Annotated in this window: 24 protein-coding genes, 1 tRNA gene and 1 pseudogene; 12 read left to right on the plus strand and 14 right to left on the minus strand. The window is 40.7% G+C overall.

From position 1 onward, the window contains the following. Window positions 1–620 precede the first annotated feature (620 nt). Both AC3E7H_RS07970 and AC3E7H_RS07975 read right to left on the minus strand, forming a co-directional pair. Window positions 621–1,766 (minus strand): low temperature requirement protein A, encoded by a 1,146-nt coding sequence (locus AC3E7H_RS07970; RefSeq protein WP_024053523.1) that lies wholly within the window; start codon window positions 1,764–1,766, stop codon window positions 621–623. 163 nt (window positions 1,767–1,929) lie between these two features. After that, entirely contained in the window at window positions 1,930–2,772 is an 843-nt protein-coding gene (locus AC3E7H_RS07975) for an aldo/keto reductase (RefSeq protein ID WP_490676344.1), read from the minus strand. Between the two features lie 102 nt (window positions 2,773–2,874). Between AC3E7H_RS07975 and AC3E7H_RS07980 the strand changes: the two are divergent. Further along, window positions 2,875–3,216 (plus strand): annotated as a pseudogene (locus AC3E7H_RS07980) (T6SS immunity protein Tdi1 domain-containing protein); the annotation flags it as partial. A 531-nt stretch (window positions 3,217–3,747) separates the two neighbouring features. On the opposite strand, the gene AC3E7H_RS07985 reads toward AC3E7H_RS07980, so the two are convergent. The 4 genes from AC3E7H_RS07985 to AC3E7H_RS08000 form a co-directional block, all read right to left on the minus strand. Further along, the gene (locus AC3E7H_RS07985; RefSeq protein ID WP_490676345.1) at window positions 3,748–4,263 is read right to left on the minus strand and encodes a DUF308 domain-containing protein; all 516 of its coding nucleotides are present in this window, start codon (window positions 4,261–4,263) and stop codon (window positions 3,748–3,750) included. A 218-nt stretch (window positions 4,264–4,481) separates the two neighbouring features. Beyond that, complete coding sequence (locus AC3E7H_RS07990; protein WP_490676370.1) at window positions 4,482–4,898, minus strand: helix-turn-helix domain-containing protein; 417 nt, start codon at window positions 4,896–4,898, stop codon at window positions 4,482–4,484. Window positions 4,899–4,993: 95 nt separating this feature from the next. Then, a tRNA-Lys gene (locus tag AC3E7H_RS07995) sits at window positions 4,994–5,066 on the minus strand. A 263-nt stretch (window positions 5,067–5,329) separates the two neighbouring features. Beyond that, a complete protein-coding gene (locus AC3E7H_RS08000) occupies window positions 5,330–6,601 on the minus strand; it encodes a replication-associated recombination protein A (protein WP_049509303.1) in 1,272 nt (423 codons plus the stop codon). Between the two features lie 115 nt (window positions 6,602–6,716). Between AC3E7H_RS08000 and AC3E7H_RS08005 the strand changes: the two genes are divergently transcribed. The 7 genes from AC3E7H_RS08005 (at window position 6,717) to AC3E7H_RS08035 (ending at window position 12,129) form a co-directional block, all read left to right on the plus strand. Continuing rightward, window positions 6,717–7,187: a DUF3013 family protein gene (locus tag AC3E7H_RS08005; protein ID WP_490676346.1), complete on the plus strand. Its 471-nt coding sequence runs from the start codon at window positions 6,717–6,719 to the stop codon at window positions 7,185–7,187. Between the two features lie 9 nt (window positions 7,188–7,196). Further along, a complete protein-coding gene (locus AC3E7H_RS08010) occupies window positions 7,197–7,625 on the plus strand; it encodes an NUDIX hydrolase (RefSeq protein WP_490676347.1) in 429 nt (142 codons plus the stop codon). After that, window positions 7,622–8,023: a hypothetical protein gene (locus AC3E7H_RS08015; RefSeq protein ID WP_490676348.1), complete on the plus strand. Its 402-nt coding sequence runs from the start codon at window positions 7,622–7,624 to the stop codon at window positions 8,021–8,023. The genes AC3E7H_RS08010 and AC3E7H_RS08015 overlap by 4 nt, the downstream gene beginning before the upstream one ends. After that, window positions 8,002–8,952 carry a 50S ribosomal protein L11 methyltransferase gene (prmA, locus tag AC3E7H_RS08020; RefSeq protein WP_490676349.1) on the plus strand — a complete coding sequence of 317 codons (951 nt, stop codon included), beginning with the start codon at window positions 8,002–8,004 and terminating at the stop codon, window positions 8,950–8,952. Before AC3E7H_RS08015 ends, prmA begins: the two co-directional genes overlap by 22 nt. A 1-nt stretch (window position 8,953) precedes the next feature. Continuing rightward, the gene (locus AC3E7H_RS08025; protein ID WP_490676350.1) at window positions 8,954–9,697 is read left to right on the plus strand and encodes a 16S rRNA (uracil(1498)-N(3))-methyltransferase; all 744 of its coding nucleotides are present in this window, start codon (window positions 8,954–8,956) and stop codon (window positions 9,695–9,697) included. A gap of 10 nt (window positions 9,698–9,707) precedes the next feature. Beyond that, window positions 9,708–11,504 carry an oligoendopeptidase F gene (gene pepF / locus AC3E7H_RS08030; protein ID WP_490676351.1) on the plus strand — a complete coding sequence of 599 codons (1,797 nt, stop codon included), beginning with the start codon at window positions 9,708–9,710 and terminating at the stop codon, window positions 11,502–11,504. A 175-nt stretch (window positions 11,505–11,679) separates the two neighbouring features. Then, the gene (locus AC3E7H_RS08035) at window positions 11,680–12,129 is read left to right on the plus strand and encodes a DUF6568 family protein (protein ID WP_261675912.1); all 450 of its coding nucleotides are present in this window, start codon (window positions 11,680–11,682) and stop codon (window positions 12,127–12,129) included. Between the two features lie 101 nt (window positions 12,130–12,230). Here the strand turns inward: AC3E7H_RS08035 and AC3E7H_RS08040 are convergent, their stop codons facing one another. Next, the gene (locus tag AC3E7H_RS08040; protein ID WP_000048146.1) at window positions 12,231–12,995 is read right to left on the minus strand and encodes a (S)-acetoin forming diacetyl reductase; all 765 of its coding nucleotides are present in this window, start codon (window positions 12,993–12,995) and stop codon (window positions 12,231–12,233) included. Window positions 12,996–13,268: 273 nt separating this feature from the next. Here AC3E7H_RS08040 and AC3E7H_RS08045 point away from each other — a divergent pair, with 273 nt between their 5' ends. Together AC3E7H_RS08045 and AC3E7H_RS08050 are read left to right on the plus strand one after the other, a co-directional pair. After that, window positions 13,269–14,060, plus strand: a complete 792-nt coding sequence (locus AC3E7H_RS08045) for a DUF2785 domain-containing protein (RefSeq protein ID WP_490676352.1) — start codon at window positions 13,269–13,271, stop codon at window positions 14,058–14,060. Between the two features lie 109 nt (window positions 14,061–14,169). Then, window positions 14,170–14,838 carry an MIP/aquaporin family protein gene (locus tag AC3E7H_RS08050; RefSeq protein WP_004250764.1) on the plus strand — a complete coding sequence of 223 codons (669 nt, stop codon included), beginning with the start codon at window positions 14,170–14,172 and terminating at the stop codon, window positions 14,836–14,838. Between the two features lie 254 nt (window positions 14,839–15,092). Here the strand turns inward: AC3E7H_RS08050 and queF are convergent, their stop codons facing one another. The 7 genes from queF to AC3E7H_RS08085 all read right to left on the minus strand — a co-directional run bounded on the left by queF (window position 15,093) and on the right by AC3E7H_RS08085 (window position 18,639). Further along, on the minus strand, window positions 15,093–15,584 hold the full coding sequence (queF, locus tag AC3E7H_RS08055; RefSeq protein ID WP_000082589.1) for a preQ(1) synthase: 492 nt from the start codon (window positions 15,582–15,584) through the stop codon (window positions 15,093–15,095). Window positions 15,585–15,602: 18 nt separating this feature from the next. Continuing rightward, window positions 15,603–16,319 carry a 7-carboxy-7-deazaguanine synthase QueE gene (gene queE, locus AC3E7H_RS08060; protein WP_061863423.1) on the minus strand — a complete coding sequence of 239 codons (717 nt, stop codon included), beginning with the start codon at window positions 16,317–16,319 and terminating at the stop codon, window positions 15,603–15,605. Next, entirely contained in the window at window positions 16,312–16,755 is a 444-nt protein-coding gene (gene queD / locus AC3E7H_RS08065; RefSeq protein ID WP_490676353.1) for a 6-carboxytetrahydropterin synthase QueD, read from the minus strand. The genes queE and queD overlap by 8 nt, the downstream gene beginning before the upstream one ends. Further along, window positions 16,755–17,408 (minus strand): 7-cyano-7-deazaguanine synthase QueC, encoded by a 654-nt coding sequence (queC, locus tag AC3E7H_RS08070; RefSeq protein ID WP_061863422.1) that lies wholly within the window; start codon window positions 17,406–17,408, stop codon window positions 16,755–16,757. The genes queD and queC overlap by 1 nt, the downstream gene beginning before the upstream one ends. Window positions 17,409–17,610: 202 nt before the next feature. Continuing rightward, window positions 17,611–17,925: a thioredoxin gene (gene trxA, locus AC3E7H_RS08075; RefSeq protein WP_001029584.1), complete on the minus strand. Its 315-nt coding sequence runs from the start codon at window positions 17,923–17,925 to the stop codon at window positions 17,611–17,613. Between the two features lie 14 nt (window positions 17,926–17,939). Then, on the minus strand, window positions 17,940–18,161 hold the full coding sequence (locus AC3E7H_RS08080) for a DUF4649 family protein (protein WP_004250771.1): 222 nt from the start codon (window positions 18,159–18,161) through the stop codon (window positions 17,940–17,942). A 97-nt stretch (window positions 18,162–18,258) separates the two neighbouring features. Then, window positions 18,259–18,639 carry a MarR family winged helix-turn-helix transcriptional regulator gene (locus AC3E7H_RS08085; protein ID WP_490676354.1) on the minus strand — a complete coding sequence of 127 codons (381 nt, stop codon included), beginning with the start codon at window positions 18,637–18,639 and terminating at the stop codon, window positions 18,259–18,261. Between the two features lie 180 nt (window positions 18,640–18,819). On the opposite strand from AC3E7H_RS08085, the gene AC3E7H_RS08090 reads away from it, so the two are divergent. Then, window positions 18,820–19,194 (plus strand): CidA/LrgA family protein, encoded by a 375-nt coding sequence (locus tag AC3E7H_RS08090; RefSeq protein ID WP_061863421.1) that lies wholly within the window; start codon window positions 18,820–18,822, stop codon window positions 19,192–19,194. Then, a complete protein-coding gene (locus AC3E7H_RS08095; protein ID WP_490676355.1) occupies window positions 19,191–19,886 on the plus strand; it encodes an LrgB family protein in 696 nt (231 codons plus the stop codon). The genes AC3E7H_RS08090 and AC3E7H_RS08095 overlap by 4 nt, the downstream gene beginning before the upstream one ends. The last annotated feature ends 26 nt before the right edge of the window (window positions 19,887–19,912 follow it).

The following is a 19,912-nucleotide window of genomic DNA, read 5'->3' on the forward strand; positions in this document are numbered from 1 at the left end:
GATTCTCTTCTCTTTTATTTCTAAATGACTTGCTCTTGTTCTGTTGCGAAAATTTATGAATTCATAATAGCCCATTTTAATCTCTATGCGGATTGGCCATGTAATATGGGCACAAATTAGTATAGTTTAGTTAATTATAGACTAGCTCTGTACTGTAAAAAACAGTTGGTCTTATCAAATATTGCTAGCAATTGATTGAGAATAAATGATAAGTTTGATAAGGTTGGAAAACCTTTATAATGATTTGCTACAAAAAGTTATTTGACATCAAAAAAGCCTTGAAATCAAGGCTTTTTCCTGTTGTTTAGATGCCCCCTGCATGAATTTGTAAGAACTTTTCATATTGAAAATAAACAAAAGTGTTGAAATATAGCTGATTTTAGGGAAATACTTTTAGGTGTTTTCACTGTCAGGCTTTAAAAACGTGGCAAAAGTGGGGCAAAAACGAATGACTCACATTTGGTTTGAAAATCTATAATACCTAATGATTATGCCATACTAGATATATAGTGTTGTTATAAATAAATGTCAGTGCGAGTTCAAATCGGAGGATAAAATGGAAAAACAAATTAATGAAAAAAAAGCCTTGGTTCCCAAAGCTTTTTTATGTTATAAACTCATTAAAAGAACCCCCAGTTAGATTTGGAATATTTTTTATTCTGTGTCATATAAAAATAAATAAAATGAGTGGCTATAGCTAGAGCTAAAATGGTTGTTATACTCACTACTATTATAGGATTAGAAGCAAAGATTAAAGAGAGAATCAAGGCAGCCAGATAGAGTGTCGCTTGGACACAGTAGTAACTTTTCGAATAGCGAAGATAGTGTTTGTTATGGGGCCCATTTACTAGGACAGCAGCTTGAAAGAGGCCAAATCCGATATAAGAGAAGCTGGTTGCAAAGAGACGATTAGCTTCAGGATTCAGAAGAAAACTCATCGATACAGTCATCATCATAAGCCCAATGAAAATAGGATAGTGACTGTAAATTAGAAATAGTCCCTTTTGATTAGATTTTTGATCAATAGCATGGTCGAATTGACCAAAATAAAACAAGAACAGAGAAATCATAATTATGAAATAAAGAACCGAATAAATCGAGAAATTCTCGATTGTAAAGAAGTTAGCTAGCCCCATAATCATCTCTCCAAACGTAATAATGACAAGAAGGGAGATGCGCTCGATTAAATGGGGGAGATTTACCTGGTAATGCTTATCTTTACTAAGCAAGATAATTGGCATAATAAATGTTAGCAGAATACTAGCAAATAAGATAGAGACCCCAACGTAAATAGGAAGAAGAGCTGCTAGATAGACTCCTAAACTTCCTAGACCTGTTATCCATAGAAAACCTTTGATACTTTCCCGATTAGCATTATCGGTTGATTTTCTAAAAAATTCAACCAAATATTGTAAAAATAAGGTAAAGGTTAATGTACCAATAGCCCAACAGAGATAATGAAAATATTGTTGCCAATCAGGTCCCATCATATTGGCTATAAAGAGTAAAATTCCCATTTTGATAAACATGATTACCATGTTAAATAAAGAGTTCTTTCCATAGCGATTGGTATAAAGGGTTTGAATCATCCAGGAATCGGTGAGAACCAAGACAGCTATGAAAAAATCAAGGAAAGAATTCCAAGTCAAAATACCGTTATGAAGATGCTCAATTAAAGTAGTTACTTTTGAAATTGCAAAAACAAAAACTAGGTCATAAAAAAGTTCTGAAAATTCTACACGTTTATGTTTAATAAGAGTTGTCATATTAATACCTTTCTATTTTAGAAATACAATTCATTATAACAGAAAATGGTAATGAGAGAAAAGGATATGCTTAAATAATTTCATGTGGCGCGAATTGTCAAAACCTTGACTTCTTTTGTCATTTACTTGAAAAAGCAACCCTGACGAGTTGCTTAAAATCCTATTAAAAATTAACTGTGTCAGGATCATTCTGAGTTTTGATGCCTTGAATCTTATCCAAGACTGCCATATCTTCCTCTGATAAGTCGAAGTCGAAGATATCCAAGTTACCTTTTATATTTTTAGGTGTCACAGACTTAGGTAGTGGCAAGAAACCTTTTTGGAGGCTCCAACGCAGAGCAATTTGTGCCACAGATTTACCGTTACGTTCAGCCACTGCTTCAACATCTTCATTTCCAAAAATGCTACCTGTACCTAGTGGACTATAGGCTTCAAGAAGGATATCGCGCTCTTGGCAATAGTCAACTAAGTCTTCTTGGTCACAACCTGGAGCCAAGAGGATTTGATTGACATGTGGAACAATTTTAGCTGTTTCAAAAAGAGCTTCTAGGTGATGTTGCATAAAGTTTGACACACCGATAGCACGCGCCTTACCTTCTTTGTAGGCTTCTTCCATAGCCTTCCATGCACCCGCATTGCCAGCCTTCCAAGCATCATTCTCACGAAGCGCCTTTGGATTAGGCCAATGGATAAGCAAAAGATCCAAATAATCCACACCAAGTCTTTCGAGAGACTCATCGATAGAAGTCTTAGCCAACTCGTAATCGTGCTTATCATTCCAAAGTTTGGTGGTTAGGAAAATATCCTCACGTGCCAAATCACTATCAGCAATCGCCTTACCTACAGAAACCTCGTTACCGTAAATTTGTGCGGTATCAATATGTGTGTAACCCGCCTTAAGTGCGAAGCTAACGCTGTTATAGGCTTCTTCGCCTTCAGCAATTTGCCAAGTTCCAAAACCAATTTTAGGAATAGCAACCCCATTTGCAAGTGTATATGTTTCCATGATTTTCACCTTTTCTTTTTTTAATAGTACTATCTTAAATAAGATAAGGCAAAAATGCAAAGATTTGCTACGGCTATTATTATGAATAGTTCCTTACTTCTTTTTCCGATGTTCGTAACAGCCTTTGGAGATATTATTACTTGGGAAGAGAATGAATTTGTTGGTATTGTAAAATAAAATCTTCAAGACTGCGACATTATTATCAAGAGCCTGAAATATTTTCTTCAGTATTTAGATAACTCATATGTGACTGATAACTTTGAACTGGATTTATATAGACAGGCTGTGTTAAAACATGGTCCCTTGTCTTATAACCAATGTTTCGGTTTTGTTCCTTTACTAGCATTAGGTGCCTTTAAAGATGTGGATCATATGGATAAGGTAAAAACCTTGGAACACATTTACCTCATGTACCAACTCACAGGCGGAGTAATGGACGATTGATAATAAGTAATCACCGTGAGGTGTTTTTTTCTATTAAATCGAGGTGTTAGATAAATAGCGAGTCTTTGATGAGAGTCGCTTATTTTGTGAATATAAACTTTTTGGTACAAAAAACAAAATGACAAGCAAAAAAGCCTTATAAATCAAGGCTTTTTCCTGTTGTTTAGATGCCCCCTACATGGATTTGTAAGAACTTTTCATATTGAAAATAAACAAAAATGTTGAAATATAGCTGATTTTAGGGAAATACTTTTAGGTATTTTCAATGTCAGGATTTAAAAATGGGGCAAAAGTGGGGCAAAAACGAATGACTCGTATTTTGTTTGAAAACCTATAATACCTAATGATTATGCTATTCTAGATATATAGTTTTGTTATAAATAAATGTCAGTGCGAGATCAAATTGGAGAATAAAATGGAAAAACAAATTTCTACGCAGAATGGAATGCGAAAAAGTGATAATTAAAGAGACAAAAAAGCTGAGAATATGATTTCCCAGCTTTTTTGAATGCGATAGAAATAGCAACTAGACTATTTACGAAAGACCTCAATAATGTAGGTGAAGCCAGTAACTAAAAATGAAAAGGCAATGACATAAACGACAAAGACACCTGTAGCCACTGGATTGAACAGAATCACTAGACCTAGTAAAAATTCAAGCAAGGCTACCCACGTGATATTGCTACCAATAATAGGGAAAATCAATCCTAGACGAATGCCTTTAAAGAAAGCAATAATGGCTTCTACAATTAACCAAATTCCTACAATGGTCGGAATGACGACCGGCAGGGTCACAAAGCCATAAGCAACGAGGTAAAGAGCTAAGAGAAGACTAACAAATCCTTGGAAAAGATAAACAGGTGAGCGAAGCTCTTTTGGTGCAGAGAAATAGCCTAAAATAGCTGCTATAGAAGAAACCAGTAAACCAAATGAAATCCACCAGCTGTAAGCAACAAGATTAGCTACTGGGTTTGTAAATAGGAAAAGTCCTAAAAGGACAAAAACAACTCCTGCAAGGAATAGCAGTAAACGATTAGAAAATTTCATTTCAATACCCCCTATATAGTATAGTTTTCTAATAAAACTATTGTACTTATTTTTATAGAAAATGTCAATAAAATAAATAAACAATTTGGAAGTTTCAGTCTGACTTACAAAAAGAAAAGGAGTTTTCACTCCTTTTCACAGATTGAAGACAAAGTCCTTATAAAAGTGTCTTCTAAAGATTTTAACTTCAATCTGAAGCGAGGTTATCCTCGCTTTTTCTATTTATCAAACAATTCCTTATTTTCAATTAAGAGTTCTAGTGGAGATTTATCCCTTGCTTCAATAAAACCAGGTTTATATTGGTTATGAAGTGTTCTTTTCTGAGAAGTTGGATCAATATACAACTCATCTCCATCTTCTGTGTATAGTTGGTTGCCTCTTGTTAAGTAAAGTAAATCCTCTAAGTACTGTCCATCAGTTTCTAGAAAATCTTCGATGTATTTGACAGCTTTTAAAATCTCACTTACTTTATCAGAGTATTCATTAGATTCAAGAACACTCTTTTCTAACTCAATCTCTTTACTAGTTCCAAATAGTTGGGTTGGAGTTGCATTAAAATATTCCGCTATCTTATCCAAATTTGCAAAGGTAGGATAGCTTTTTTGTTTTTCGTAATCAGAGATGTCTGGAAAGATTGCTCATAAAAAAATGTGGGGCAAATGATGGGGCAAATCAGTTATAGACAAGCAAAAAAGCCTTATAAATCAAGGCTTTTTCCTGTTGATTTAGATGCCCCCTGCAGGGCTCGAACCTGCGACCCATAGATTAAGAGTCTACTGCTCTACCAACTGAGCTAAGGAGGCAAATAAAAAGCTGTATTGGTGCCGAAACTTCACGGTTTGTATTGAACCCGCGCAATTAAGCAGGTGGGCAACTCGCTCTAACTGAAGCTGTTTCCGTGTGAGACGGCCTACATGCTGTTAGAAGACTTTTGTTTCCCTAATAATACAAAAAATAGTCGGTCAACACTTAAATGTGAAGTCGTACACCACAGCGTTTCTATGTTTATATAATACCACTTTTTCAAAAAAAATCAAGGGGTAAATGTAATTATTTGGAAAGGATTTCACAAATTTCGTAATTTATCAATGGTTTCCTTGCGCTGAGCTAGGGCTCGTTCGTATTTTCCGGTATCTTCTGGTGAGAAGTAGCTATGGTCGCGAATTTTTTCTGGTAAATAATCTTGCTTGACCCAGTGACCAGGATAACTATGTGGATAGAGGTAGTTTTGGGCGTTGCCTAATTCCTTGCTACCGCTATAGTGGCCATCTCGCAAGTGACGTGGGATTGGTAAATGACCAGATGTTTTAAGGTCAGCCAGGGCCTTATCCATAGCTACATAGGCTGTGTTGGATTTAGGTGAAAGCGCCAGATCAATGACAACATTGGCAATGAGGATGCGAGCTTCGGGGAAGCCGATTCTCTGTGCAGCATCCAAAGCAGTTACGGTATGGATCTGTGCATCGGGATTAGCCAAGCCGATATCTTCATAAGCAATCACCGTCAAACGGCGTGCCAAACTAGGAAGGTCACCAGCTTCGATCAAGCGAGCAGCATAGTGGAGACTGGCATCCACATCAGAGCCACGGATGGATTTCTGGAGAGCAGATAGAACATCGTAATGTCCATCTCCATCCTTGTCCATAGTGATATAGCTTCTCTGAAGACTATTTTCCATGATGTCAAGCGTGATATGACGGATGCCGTCATCATTTTCTGGGGTGGAGAGAACTGCCAAATCAAGTGAGTTAAAGGCAGAGCGGAGGTCTCCGTTGGTAGATGTTGCGATAAAATCAAGGGCATCATTATCTAACTCAACAGGGAAATTAAAACCTCGTTCAGGGTCAGTCAGGGCGATTTGAATGGCTCCTTTGACATCTTGGTTAGACAGAGGTTCCAGTTCAAAAATCTGAACACGGCTACGAATGGCTGGAGTGACAGAAAAGAAAGGATTTTCAGTCGTCGCCCCAATCATGATGACCAGTCCGCTTTCCAAGAGAGGCAAGAGGAAGTCTTGTTTAGTCTTGTCAAGACGATGAATCTCGTCTAGTAGCAGTACAAGGCCACCTGAGAATTTAGCTTCTTCAGCGATTTCTTGGAGACGTTTTTTACTATCAACAGTGGCATTGAAGGTCCGAAAAGCATACTTGGTCGTTCCAGCGATGGCTGAAGCGATACTGGTTTTTCCGATACCTGGAGGCCCATAGAGAATCATGGATGATAGACGATTTGCCTCCACCATGCGGCGGATAATCTTGCCTGGTCCAACCAGATGCTCCTGACCGATGACCTGGTCGATGGTTTTGGGGCGCATACGAAGCGCGAGATTGTCTGGCATAGCAGTCCTTTCTAACATGGATTTTCTGATACTAATGTGGTAATATGGTAGTATCTATTTTAGCATATTTCCGAGTATTCGGGGCGATTAAAGAGTCGTATAGAAAGAGGACAAAATGGCAACATACGGATTTTTAGATGTTTTACAGGAAGAGTTGGACAAGAACTTTCCTTTTGATTATGAGATTAGCTGGGACAAGCGCAATCATGCGGTTGAAGTGAGTTTTCTGTTAGAGGCACAAAATCCTGCAGGGGTGGAGATGCTGGATGAGGATGGAGAGGTGTCGTCAGACGATATCCTCTTTGAAGAAGCAGTGCTTTTTTACAACCCTGCCAAGTCAACAGTCAATGCAGAAGACTATTTGACAGTCATCCCTTACCTGCCTAAAAAAGGTTTTTCTCGTGAATTTTTAGCTTATTTTGCACTATTTCTCAAAGATACTGCTGAGGTTGGACTAGATGCCCTTATGGACTTTTTGGAAGACCCAGAAGCAGAAGAATTTGTCATGGAATGGAACCAAGAAGTCTTTGAAGAAGGAAAAGCAGGCTTGGAAGAGGGAGAGTTTTACCCTTATCCGAGATACTAGGAGCTTGTAGTGGATATAGATATTTCAGATTTCACAGGCTGCAAAATTGCTCTCTTTTGTGGAGATAAGCTACTGACCATCTTGCGTGATGACAAGGACAATATCCCTTGGCCCAATATGTGGGAGTTGCCAGGTGGCGGCCGCGAAGGTGATGAAAGTCCTTTCGAGTGCGCAGCGCGTGAAGTTTATGAGGAACTGGGAATTCATTTAAATGAGAATTGCCTGCTCTTGAGCAAGGTATATCCCAGCATGCTCTATGAAGGTCGGCAGTCTGTCTTTATGGTTAGTCAGATCAGTCAAGAGCAATTTGACAATATTGTCTTTGGAGATGAAGGACAGGCCTATAAATTGATGAACATTGAGGAATTTTTGACATCCAGTCAAGTAGTTCCTCAGCTACAGGGGAGATTGAAGGATTATTTGGAGGAAGTAAAATGATTTTTGCGATTGCAACAACCACGTTGAATAAAGAAGTTAAGCGTAATCTAGAAACTGGACAATACTCTAGGGAAGAAGCTGCATTTATTTATATGGAATATTTAAAGTTAAAGAAGCAGAGAGAAAGTGGTACGAAAGTAGCTGGGATCTCTATGGCTGTTATTTGGGGATTAATGATTGTTTTACCCTTACTGAGTGGTAGAGGTCTCGTACTGCCCCTTTCAGTACATTTTTTATTTTTGCTACTGCTTGCAGGAATTGTTCTATTTGTTTATTATCTTATGTTTGGTATTTTTAAACAGCAGATTCATAGCGCAATGAAAGAACACTATACAGATGTGATTGAAGAATTTAAGAAGAATAAGGAAAATACAAAATGGAAACATGGCAAGAGTTAAAAGTTACAGTGAAGCGTGAGGGTGAGGAGCTGGTTTCCAATCTCTTGATCGAGTTAGGCGCCCAAGGGGTTGCAATTGAAGATAGCATGGACTATGTGGGAAATGTGGACCGCTTCGGTGAGATTTTCCCAGAAGTCGAGCAACAAGAGGAAATCGTGGTGACCGCCTACTACCCTGATACGGTTGATGTGGCAGTGGTGGAAGCGGACTTGCAAACTCGTCTCTCAGAATTGACCGACTTTATGGACTTAGGAGAAATCAAGATTGGCACGACTGCCTTGGCTGAGGAAGACTGGGCTGACAATTGGAAGAAATACTATGAGCCAGCTCGTATCACTCATGACTTGACCATCGTGCCGTCATGGACGGACTATGAGGCGACAGCTGGCGAGAAGATTATCAAGCTAGATCCAGGGATGGCCTTTGGGACAGGAACGCATCCGACGACCAAGATGAGCCTTTTTGCCTTGGAGCAGGTCCTTCGCGGTGGGGAAACAGTCCTGGATGTAGGGACAGGATCAGGGGTCCTTTCCATTGCCAGCTCACTTCTTGGTGCCAAGGAAATCTTTGCCTATGACTTGGACGATGTAGCGGTTCGTGTCGCTCAGGAAAATATTGAACTCAACCCTGGCATGGAAAATATCCATGTAGCCCCAGGAGATTTGCTTAAGGGTGTGGAGATTGAAGCAGATGTTATCGTGGCTAATATCTTGGCAGATATCCTCATTCATCTGACGGATGATGCTTATCGCTTGGTCAAGGATGAAGGCTACCTCATCATGAGTGGGATTATCAAGGACAAGTGGGACATGGTGCGCGAGTCAGCTGAGTCAGCTGGATTTTTCCTTGAAACCCACATAATTCAAGGGGAATGGACTGCCTGTGTCTTCAAGAAAACCAAGGATATCTCTGGTGTGATTGGAGGCTAGCATGCAGCAATATTTTGTTAAAGGCAGTGCAATCTCTCCTATTACCATCGAGGACAAGGAAACCAGCAAGCATATGTTTCAGGTCATGCGTTTGAAAGAAGATGATGAGGTGACTCTAGTCTTTGATGATGGCATTAAGCGTTTGGCGCGTGTGGTCAATGTGGAGGCGCGTCAATTTGAGCTGGTTGAGGAATTGGATGACAATGTGGAACTGCCAGTCCAAGTGACCATCGCATCGGGCTTTCCCAAAGGAGACAAGCTGGAGTTCATCATTCAGAAAGTAACAGAACTCGGAGCTAGTCAGATCTGGGCCTTCCCTGCAGACTGGTCCGTTGCCAAATGGGATGGTAAGAAATTGGGTAAAAAGGTTGAAAAACTAGAAAAAATCGCCCTTGGAGCAGCAGAACAAAGTAAGCGAAACCTTGTCCCAAGTATCACACTTTTTGAAAAAAAGTCTGACTTTCTAGCCCAACTGGACCAGTTTGACTCTATTGTGGTAGCCTATGAAGAGTCAGCAAAAGAAGGAGAATCAGCTGCGCTCTTGCAAGCAGTCGCTGAGCTTGAAAAAGGGGCTAAACTGCTCTTTATCTTTGGTCCAGAAGGTGGTCTTTCACCCGCAGAAATTGAAAGTTTTGAAGCCAAAGGAGCAGTCCTTGCAGGACTTGGGCCTCGCATCCTACGAGCAGAAACAGCGCCGCTTTATGCCTTATCAGCCCTTAGCGTTTTATTAGAATTAGAGAAATAAGAGGAAGAAGATGGAACAAAAACATCGTTCAGAATTTCCTGAAAAGGAACTTTGGGATTTAACAGCCCTATATCAAGACCGTGAGGATTTCTTGCGTGCGATAGAAAAGGCGCGTGAAGACATCAATCAATTTAGCCGTGACTACAAGGGCAAGCTTCACACTTTTGAAGATTTCGAGAAGGCCTTTGCGGAATTGGAACAAATCTACATTCAGATGAGTCATATTGGCAATTATAGCTTTATGCCTCAGACGACAGACTATGGTAATGAAGATTTTGCCAATATCGCTCAGGCTGGGATGGACTTTGAGACAGATGCCAGCGTAGCTTTGACCTTCTTTGATGATGCCTTGGTAGAAGCAGATGAAGAAGTCTTGGATCGTTTGGGTGAATTGCCACATTTGACGGCAGCCATTCGTCAAGCCAAAATCAAAAAAGCCCACTATCTTGGGGCTGATGTGGAGAAGGCCTTGACCAATCTGGGTGAAGTTTTCTACAGTCCACAGGATATCTATACTAAAATGCGAGCTGGGGACTTTGAAATGGCTGATTTTGAAGCTCATGGCAAAACCTACAAAAACAGCTTTGTTACTTATGAGAATTTCTATCAAAATCACGAGGATGCCGAGGTTCGTGAGAAATCCTTCCGTTCCTTCTCAGAAGGACTTCGTAAGCACCAAAATACGGCTGCGGCAGCCTATCTTGCTCAGGTTAAATCTGAAAAACTGTTGGCAGATATGAAGGGCTATGATTCAGTCTTTGATTATCTTCTGGCTGAACAAGAAGTGGATCGTACCATGTTTGATCGTCAGATTGACCTCATCATGAAGGACTTTGCGCCAGTTGCTCAGCGATACCTCAAGCATGTTGCCAAAGTAAATGGTCTTGAGAAGATGACCTTTGCGGACTGGAAATTGGACTTGGACAGTGCTCTTAATCCAGAGGTTAGCATTGAGGATGCCTATGATTTGGTCATGAAGTCGGTAGAACCTTTGGGACAAGAATATTGTCAGGAAGTTGCTCGCTATCAAGAAGAACGCTGGGTGGACTTTGCTGCTAATAGTGGCAAGGATTCTGGAGGCTATGCAGCTGATCCATATCGCGTGCACCCTTATGTCCTCATGAGCTGGACAGGTCGTTTGAGCGATGTTTATACCTTGATTCATGAAATCGGGCATTCTGGTCAATTCATCTTTTCAGACAATCACCAAAGCTATTTTAACGCCCACATGTCGACCTACTATGTTGAAGCACCGTCAACCTTCAATGAATTGCTTCTCAGCGATTACTTGGAACAGCAGTCTGAGGATCCACGTCAGAAACGCTTCGCTCTTGCCCACCGCTTGACAGATACCTATTTCCATAACTTCATCACTCACCTTCTGGAAGCTGCATTCCAGCGTAAGGTGTATACACTGATTGAAGAAGGAGAAACCTTTGGGGCAAGCAAACTCAACAGTATTATGAAGGAAGTTTTGACTGACTTCTGGGGAGATGCTATTGAGATTGATGATGATGCAGCACTGACTTGGATGCGCCAAGCTCACTATTACATGGGCTTGTATAGCTACACCTACTCTGCCGGTCTTGTAATTTCAACTGCTGGCTATCTCCATCTGAAACAATCAGAAACTGGAGCTGAAGACTGGCTCAATCTCCTCAAGTCTGGTGGTAGCAAGACACCACTTGAGTCAGCCATGATTATCGGAGCCGATATTTCAACGGATAAACCACTCCGTGATACCATTCAATTCTTGTCAGACACGGTTGACCAAATTATCGCTTACAGTGCCCAGTTGGGAGAATAAAGTCATAAAAGTGCAACAATAGAGTTATATTGTTGAGATTTTAGAATGACATTTATTTAATAAAGTTTGCTGAAGACTTTGTCTTCAGAATGTGCGTTATTATAGATCTATCGGTTGGATTTTATATCTTGTCGTGGGCGATTAGACTAGGGAAAATACTTAGAAAAGGACGGAGATGCTAGTGCATGTCAATAAAAAACTTAGCTTGCTTATCATTGGAATTGCTATGCCGATTTTGTTTATGATTTGGAAATTCAGTCAGCCTGTTCTTCCAAAAACTTATCAGGAAGCTGTTCAGTACACGAAAGCAATCAATATGAAAGAAATGCGCTCCAAACTTGCAAATGGCGACGAGTTTGTCGTCTACATTGGAAGAGAATCCTGTCCCTACTGTCAAAAGTTTGTGCCCAATTTGGCTCTAGCGATTCAAAAAAGTCACCAGACGGTCTATTATTTGGATAGTGCTTCGAATGAAAAGGATGAGATTACAGCCTTTGCAAAAGAAATGGATATCCAAACCGTTCCGAATCTTTCAGTCTATCAAAATGGTAGTAAATCACGCTATTTAGAGCAAGGAAGTTCCGCTAGTCTTGAAGAAATCCTTTCATTTCTGAAGCATGAATAGGACAGAAAGATTGTTTTAAATGACAAAAAACGACTCCGAAAATTGGAATCGTAGAGATGAAAAAAGAGGTTGGATTTTTTTCCAACCTCACTTTTTTAATCTTAATGGAATTGCATACCACCATCAACGATAATGGTTTGACCTGTAATGTAGTTTGAATCTGGTCCAGCAAGGAAGCTAACTGCTGCAGCTACATCTTCTGGTTCAGATAGGCGTTTCAATGTAATATCTTTTGCGAATGTTTGCATACCCCACTCGTCATCTTTTCCTGCATTTTTTCCAACTTCATGAGCGATATCATACATCATTGGTGTTTTCACGATGCCTGGGGCATAGGCGTTGACAGTGATACCTGACTCTGCTAAATCACGCGCCAATGTTTGAGTAATACCACGAACAGCGAATTTTGTACCGCCGTATACAGTCAAGTTTGGATTTCCGACAACACCTGCTTGAGAAGTAGCATTGATGATTTTACCACCGTGACCAAGTGCTTTAAATTGAGCCTGAGCAGCTTGTGCTCCCCAAATTACACCACCGACGTTAATAGCAAATGTGCGAGCAAATTGCTCCTCTGTAATTGTATCCAGAGGTGTAGTAGGAGCAACACCAGCATTGTTTACAACAACGTTCAAGTCTCCGAAATGATCGACAACTTTTTGGAAAGCTGCAGCAACTTCTGCTTGTTTAGATACATCAGCTACAACAGCAAAAGCTTTATCTGCTGACAATTCAGCAACTGCTTTCTCAGCTGTTTCAGCGTTGTAGTCTAAAACTCCAACCTTAAAACCATCTTGAACCAAGCGTTTTGCGATTGCAAAACCGATCCCTTGACCTGCACCTGTAACGATAGCTACTTTAGACATATGATTCCTCCTCGGTATCCGTGATACCATTCAAACGTTCATAAAAGAACAGCAAAAGGTTTATAAGTGAGTATTGATAGGTTTCTAAAAGAAGTCCTATCACGTTTTAGTATACAACTTTGTGAAATTTATGTCAAACAAAGACTGGTTTTTGGGGAAAATTAACCCTCTAAGAGTGAAAAAACTATCTGAGACTAACATGTTTATTTCTTATAATGAAGATAGCTAAAAAAGAATGTTGTATAATAGATGTGTATGATTGGAGGTATGGGGATGTATCAAGAATTGAAAAGAAAAATAACAGAAGAAAACCCAAGTTATAGTCAAAAAGAACTCCAGTGGTTACTTGAGCACTTAGGGGATCCGAGTCCAGAAATTCGCGATGAATTGGTTTTTACCAGTTTGGCTAGAGGGATCCAAGAAGAGTTATTTACAAAGGAGCAATTTCAATTTATATCTGCTATGATTGTTTCTGATGGTGGCCTAGATAAAGAGCTTGATAAGCTAGGAGCTTCAACGCTTGACCGTTCTTTTAGGGCACTTATTTATGCCAATCTCTTATCTGCCGATGGCAACCAACACTCTCTTTATTATCAAGTGCTTAAAATTGATATCAGAAATACGATGCTCGATCAAGGTCTGCACTACCTTGAAAAAGAAGAGGATACGACTGGTTTTTCAAGCCAGTATGGTTGGGTACATGCTTTTGCGCATGGAGCGGATCTCTTGACTGAAGTCGTTTGTCATCCAGACTTTTCTATAAACAGAGTTCATGAAGTATTTGACATACTTGGTCAACTGTTTAAAAGAATTTCGATTCGATTTATAGATGATGAGGAATGGCGCTTAGCCAGAGTGCTTTACGAACCTATTTTACAAGGCAAGGTGGATCAAGCGACACTAACCTCTTGGATAAAGTCACTTGATTTCCCGATAGAAGAGACGGAAGATTTTTATAAATTTTCCAATTTTAGATCCTGTCTCTTAGAAGTCTATGTCCAACTCGACCAGAGAAATAGTTTACAAGATGACTTGAAAAAAGCAATTCAATCTTTTCAATATTAGATTTCGACTATTAAATGTGAAAACTTACACAAAATTTCCAAGCACATTTCTTGAAACCCTTTCCTCCTTCTGATAGACTAATACATAGTTTGAAAAAAGGAGACTTAATATGAAAAAATTTGTTGCTGAATTAATCGGTACTTTTATGCTTGTGTTCATCGGAACAGGAGCTGTTGTTTTTGGAAATGGTGTTGAAGGACTTGGACACCTTGGGATTGCTCTTGCTTTTGGTTTGGCAATCGTAGTCGCAGCCTTCTCAATCGGAACTGTTTCAGGTGCTCACTTGAACCCAGCTGTTTCTATCGCTATGTTTGTTAACAAACGTTTGTCATCTTCAGAGCTTGTAAACTACATCCTCGGACAAGTAGTCGGTGCTTTCCTTGCATCTGGATCTGTATTCTTTCTCTTGGCAAATTCAGGTATGTCAACTGCAAGTCTTGGTGAAAATGCCTTGGCAAACGGTGTAACCGTCTTTGGTGGTTTCTTGTTTGAAACAATCGCAACATTCTTGTTTGTTTTGGTGATCATGACTGTAACTTCAGCAAGCAAAGGGAATGGCGCAATCGCTGGTTTGGTGATCGGTTTGTCATTGACAGCTTTGATTCTAGCTGGCTTGAACATCACTGGACTTTCAGTAAACCCAGCTCGTAGCTTGGCTCCTGCTGTATTGGTAGGTGGCGCAGCTCTTCAACAAGTTTGGATTTTCATCCTTGCACCAATCGTTGGTGGCGTTCTTGCAGCTCTAGTTGCTAAAAACTTCCTTGGAACTGAAGAATAATTGAAACTTAAAAAGCCTTGCTTCTCATCTTGAGGAACAGGGCTTTTTCGTATTATACTCTTCGAAAATCTCTTCAAACCACGTCAGCTTCACCTTGCCGTAGGTATGGTAACTGACTTCGTCAGTCTTATCCACAACCTCAAAACAGTGTTTTGAGCTGACTTCGTCAGTCTTATCTACAACCTTAAAGCAGTGCTTTGAGCAACCTGCGGCTAGCTTCCTAGTTTGCTCTTTGATTTTCATTGAGTATGAGTTTAGCGGTTGTCAATTTTCTCTGGATAGAGGTCATGTTGGAAGAGGCGTTGTTCTGCCAAGCCTTCATACTTGGTTCCAGGTCTACCGTAGTTGTAGTAGGGGTCGATTGAAATGCCACCGCGAGGTGTAAATTTTCCCCAGACTTCTAAATAGCGAGGGTCTAGCAAGTTGACCAAGTCTTTCCCGATAGTGTTGATACAGTTTTCATGAAAATCTCCATGGTTTCGGTAGCTAAAGAGGTAGAGTTTGAGGGATTTTGACTCGACACAGAGTTTGTCAGGAATGTAGGAAATATAGATAGTTGCAAAGTCTGGCTGAGCAGTGATGGGACAAAGTGAGGTAAATTCAGGACAGTTGAACTTGATGAAATAGTCATTTTCCACATGACGATTGTCAAAGGATTCGAGGACTTCGGGTTGGTATTCGAAAATGTAGTTGGTTTCTTTGTTGCCGAGGAGGCTGAGGTTTTTCATTTCTTCTTGTTGTGACATGATTTTTTCTTTCTAAACTTAAACACCACGTTGGTTATCGTAGAGGAGGGTATGGAGTTGAGGAAGGACGCGGACATTGCCCCAGCTATCGTCGGCAGCGACACGTTCCCAGAGTTCTTTGAGGCGGTCCAGTTGGTCTTGGACAATATTGCCTGTAGCCTTGGGCTCAGGATTTCCCGCCGATAAGAAGAGGACATCTGGTTGGTAGCGTTCTTGAATCCCTTTGGCAAAGGCTAGATCTGCATCATCAAAGACAGGGATTTTAAAGGTTACTTTGTCTGAGTCTAGTTGGGAAACGATAAAGTCCAAGGTCTCAAAGTTGACTTCCATCTTGGATGAAGGAGGCTTGGGACTCAGAGTCACCTGGTCGATGTCTTTTAACCAATTTTGCCAACGGGAGCCTTGGGTTTCAACAGCCAGAGTAACACCACGTTGCTTGAGTTTGGTGACCAGTTCGGCCATGTTGGCAGCTAGGATGGCTGGATTTCCACCAGATAGGGTTACATAGTCGTAGCTTCCTAGTTTGTCTAACTCAGCGATCACTTCATCAGCTGTCATGCGAGTAGGTTTTTCAGAACCATCCCAAGTAAAGGCAGAATCGCACCAGTCGCAGTGATAGTCGCAACCTGCAGTGCGGACAAACATGGTTTTCTGGCCGATAGCACGACCTTCACCTTGAAAGGTTGGGCCAAAAATTTCTAGAACTGGTAGTTTAAGTACACGTTCACTAGTCATCTAACCACTCCCGTCTAAACTCTGCAAAGGCAGTCGGAGTTTCATAGAGGCGAACGTATTCCAAACGGAGATCGCGTTCATCTGGCAACTCTTGGCTCATAGTTTTGAAAATCCAGTAAACCATATTTTCAGCAGTCGTATTCATGTAGGGCAGGGTCTCGTTGAGATAGCGATGATCCAAGTGGGGTTCTAAGTAGTCCTTGTAGATTTGTTTGATATCCCCAAAATCGTAGGTCATGCCACGTTCATCTAAAAATCCACTGACAGCGATTTGCAGATGATAGGTATGGCCGTGCAGGGATTTGCATTTTCCCTCATAGTGAAAGAGGTGGTGGGCAGCATCAAAGGTAAATTCTTTGGAGACTAAGGTTCTGTGAGGATTGTAGACAAGAGATTCCCCAGTTTCTCGTTTGATTTCTTTGGGGGCAAAAAACATCAGGCCTCTCCTTTCTGAGAGAGATAAACCTCTAAACCATGTTGGCGTAGATGGCAGGCAGGACAATCTCCACAACCAGTACCAATAATCCCATTGTAGCAGGTCAAGGTCTTTTCACGAACATAGTCAAAGGCACCAAGTTGGTCGGCTAATTTCCAAGTTTCAGCCTTGTCTAGCCACATGAGAGGTGTTTGGATAACGAAGTCGTAATCCATGGCAAGGTTGAGCGTGACATTGAGTGATTTGACAAAGACATCCCGACAGTCAGGATAACCTGAGAAGTCTGTTTCACATACTCCTGTCACAATATCCGTAATTCCACGCTGCTTGGCAAGGACTGCAGCAAAGGACAGAAAGAGGTGATTGCGACCGTCAACGAAGGTATTAGGCACCTCTCCTTCTTTTTGCTCAATTTCTAGATCGGAAGTCAAGGCATTTTCAGTAATTTGTCCTAGCAGAGACATATCTAGGATATGATGGCGAATTCCTTGTTCCTCAGCGATTTCTTTGGCCACTTGAATTTCGAGATGGTGACGTTGGCCATAGGCAAAGGTAACGGCTTCGACCTTTTCATAGTGTTGCTTGGCCCAGAAAAGGCAGGTTGTTGAATCTTGCCCGCCACTAAAGACGACCAAGGCTGATTGACGTTTCATAGTACTCCTTCCAAAATGGGAAATGTTCAGAGCACGCAAAAAGCTCCCTAGAGGGAGCTAAAAAATACCAAGTAGAGGTTTTTTTTAGCGATGGCATGTCCCAAACATCGTGATATTCTAATTACAGTCTAGCATATTTTTTGAAAAATGGCAAAGGGGAAGAAAAAAGAGACCAAATGAATGCACTTGGTCTCTAGTATGATTAACTCAATTCAGCAACGATAGCTTTGATTTGTTCTGCTGTATGAACACCAGCAACTTGTTTAACCACTTGTCCATCTTTTTTGAAAAGAAGAGTAGGGATAGACATGATACCGAATGAACGAGCTGTGTTTGGGTTTTCATCAACGTCCATTTTAACGATCTTCAAGACATCTTCTGAAAGTTCTTCAGACAATTTATCCAAGATTGGACCTTGCATACGACATGGACCACACCAAGTTGCCCAGAAGTCAACCAAGACCAATCCGTCTTTAGTTTCTTGTTCGAATGTTGCATCTGTAATTGCTTTTGCCATAGTATTTCTCCTTTTTAATTATATTGGCTTAAATCTTGTTTCATGAGATAGAAGAAGACATCTCCATAAGTCCCATGGTAGTCCAAATCATGCCCCTTGTAGGTTACTTTTTGGACAGGGTAGTAGTCTGCGACACCAATCAGGCAGGCATGTTGAGAACGTTCAAATTCTTCGTATGACTCGAAGGTCATGGTTCTCTCTTGCTTGCTGGCATCAAGATAAGTGATTTCAATCATAAGATTCTCCTTTGCTAAATCATATCTTCATTTTACTCCTTGGAAAAAGGAATGTCAAGAAAATTGCTTGCGCACGCAAGTTTTTTTTGTAAAAATTTTAGGAAAGCCAACTTGCTTTTGTTTCAAGGCTCTCTTCTACAGCTTTTTGTAGATAGGCAAGAGTTGTCTGACCCTCCTTAGTGAGGCAGATAAAACTAGCTCGTTTGTCCTGGTCGCAGCATCTCCGACTAAGTAAACCGCAGTTCTTGGCTTCTAAGCGAGCCACCATCCGTGAAACAGCACTAGGGCTCAGGTGGAGTTTATCTGGCAAGTCGATTTGTCTTAGGTATTTGCCTTCAGCCTGATTTAGAAAGTGCAAGAGGTAAAATTCCTTGAGTGTCAAGGTTTGTTCACTCTGCTCAGCGATGGTTTCTTCTAAAATAGCTTCTAGCTCTACTTGCCTACGGTTGAAGTCAAACCATTTTTCTAAGTAAGTCATGTCCATCTCCTTTCTATATGCTAGTTATAAACAGATTTGCCTATCTGAGATGCTTGCGCACGCAATTAGTATACAACTTTTTGGAATAGATAGCAAGAAGGATGTTTCTTATATATTTCCTTGAAATTTTCTGAAAAAAGAGTAAACTGGTATGCAGAAAGTCTATTTGTGGAGTTTACAATGAAGTTATATGTTCAGTTAATGATTCTCTTTGTGATTTCTCTAATCGGTGAAGGAATCTCCAGTTTTTTTCATTTGCCCATACCAGGAAGTATCATCGGCTTGATTATTCTGTTTCTAGCCTTGCAGTTCAAGTGGCTGCGTATCCGCCATGTCAATATGGTGGGGAACTTTTTACTGGCCAACATGACCATCCTCTTTCTACCTCCTGCGGTTGGAATTATGGAAAAGTTTGATGTGATTGCTCCCTATCTCTTCCCGATTGTCTTGATTGTCTTTTTTGCAGCAGTAATCAATATCATCTTGATTGCGCTTGTGGTTCAATTTATCAAAAAACGCTATGAAGGTGACTACGAAGAAAGAGGTGCTAAATGAGCGAATTTGTATCCAATCCCCTATTTGGGATTGCTTTGTCAATCTTAGCCTATCTTGGGGGAATGATGATTTTCAGACGCTATCCTCATCCCTTAACGACTCCCTTGTTGCTGTCAGCTGTTTTTATTATCATCTTTCTAAAGGTAACTGGCATTTCCTACCAAGATTACTACCAAGGTGGGGTTTATCTTAATAACTTGATTGTTCCTTCAACAGTGGCTCTAGGAATTCCCCTCTATAAGAGTTTCCACTTGATGAAGCATCATGTTAGGAGTATTTTGCTGGGTAGTTTTCTAGCTGTCATCGTCAATACCACTTTTACAGCCCTAGTCGCAAAAATCTTTGGCATGGACTTTTTCCTAGCTATTTCCCTCTTTCCTAAGTCAGTAACGACCGCTATGGCAGTAGGGATTACAGAAAAGTTGCAGGGCTTGACTACAGTGACCCTAGTAGTTGTCGTAGCGACTGGGATTTTGACCAGCGTTATCGGCCCAACACTTCTAAAGTGGCTAAAAATAGACGATCCAGTAGCGGCTGGACTAGCCCTGGGTGGAACAGGTCACGCCGTTGGAACTGGAACGGCCTTTCGCTATGGACCAGTTGCAGGTGCTATGGGAGGACTAGCCATCGGTGTTACAGGTATTCTCTACGTATTTGTCAGTCCGATCGTAGCCAATTTGATCTTGAGTTAACGCAAAAACCCAGCTCTAGTAGCTGG

Source organism: Streptococcus sp. SCPM-O-B-15304 (M98) (assembly GCF_058200215.1).